Below are 1724 nucleotides of genomic sequence, written 5' to 3'. Positions count from 1 at the left end.
GCACTGCTCTTTAACAATTTATCAGACAATCTGTGTGGGCACTCGCAGGATTGATATCAGCGTCTTTGGACGCAAAAAAATATCAAAGCCTCACGAGTGAACACATAATGAAATTCATTATGACGTTTTACAGATGAGCATCGCTGCACTGGTTGCAGCAAATCAAACTTTAAATTGAAGAGTTTGATCATGGCTCAGATTGAACGCTGGCGGCAGGCCTAACACATGCAAGTCGGACGGTAGCACAGAGAGCTTGCTCTCGGGTGACGAGTGGCGGACGGGTGAGTAATGTCTGGGGATCTGCCCGATAGAGGGGGATAACCACTGGAAACGGTGGCTAATACCGCATAACGTCGCAAGACCAAAGAGGGGGACCTTCGGGCCTCTCACTATCGGATGAACCCAGATGGGATTAGCTAGTAGGCGGGGTAATGGCCCACCTAGGCGACGATCCCTAGCTGGTCTGAGAGGATGACCAGCCACACTGGAACTGAGACACGGTCCAGACTCCTACGGGAGGCAGCAGTGGGGAATATTGCACAATGGGCGCAAGCCTGATGCAGCCATGCCGCGTGTATGAAGAAGGCCTTCGGGTTGTAAAGTACTTTCAGCGGGGAGGAAGGCGGTGCGGTTAATAACCGCGCCGATTGACGTTACCCGCAGAAGAAGCACCGGCTAACTCCGTGCCAGCAGCCGCGGTAATACGGAGGGTGCAAGCGTTAATCGGAATTACTGGGCGTAAAGCGCACGCAGGCGGTCTGTTAAGTCAGATGTGAAATCCCCGGGCTTAACCTGGGAACTGCATTTGAAACTGGCAGGCTTGAGTCTCGTAGAGGGGGGTAGAATTCCAGGTGTAGCGGTGAAATGCGTAGAGATCTGGAGGAATACCGGTGGCGAAGGCGGCCCCCTGGACGAAGACTGACGCTCAGGTGCGAAAGCGTGGGGAGCAAACAGGATTAGATACCCTGGTAGTCCACGCCGTAAACGATGTCGACTTGGAGGTTGTTCCCTTGAGGAGTGGCTTCCGGAGCTAACGCGTTAAGTCGACCGCCTGGGGAGTACGGCCGCAAGGTTAAAACTCAAATGAATTGACGGGGGCCCGCACAAGCGGTGGAGCATGTGGTTTAATTCGATGCAACGCGAAGAACCTTACCTACTCTTGACATCCAGCGAACTTTCCAGAGATGGATTGGTGCCTTCGGGAACGCTGAGACAGGTGCTGCATGGCTGTCGTCAGCTCGTGTTGTGAAATGTTGGGTTAAGTCCCGCAACGAGCGCAACCCTTATCCTTTGTTGCCAGCGATTCGGTCGGGAACTCAAAGGAGACTGCCGGTGATAAACCGGAGGAAGGTGGGGATGACGTCAAGTCATCATGGCCCTTACGAGTAGGGCTACACACGTGCTACAATGGCGCATACAAAGAGAAGCGACCTCGCGAGAGCAAGCGGACCTCACAAAGTGCGTCGTAGTCCGGATCGGAGTCTGCAACTCGACTCCGTGAAGTCGGAATCGCTAGTAATCGTGGATCAGAATGCCACGGTGAATACGTTCCCGGGCCTTGTACACACCGCCCGTCACACCATGGGAGTGGGTTGCAAAAGAAGTAGGTAGCTTAACCTTCGGGAGGGCGCTTACCACTTTGTGATTCATGACTGGGGTGAAGTCGTAACAAGGTAACCGTAGGGGAACCTGCGGTTGGATCACCTCCTTACCTTAAGATACCT

General features: G+C 53.7%; 1 rRNA gene. It reads left to right on the top strand.

Features of this window, described 5'->3' with window-relative positions:
- The first annotated feature begins 171 nt into the window (after positions 1–171).
- Positions 172–1711: ribosomal RNA gene (locus ACNY69_RS21590) — 16S ribosomal RNA — on the top strand.
- Positions 1712–1724 lie beyond the last annotated feature (13 nt).

It is taken from the genome of Pantoea graminicola (genome assembly GCF_048452665.1).
Classification (GTDB): Bacteria; Pseudomonadota; Gammaproteobacteria; order Enterobacterales; family Enterobacteriaceae; genus Pantoea.
Note: the sequence above shows the minus strand (reverse complement) of the source record. Positions and strands in the feature narration are given on the sequence as shown.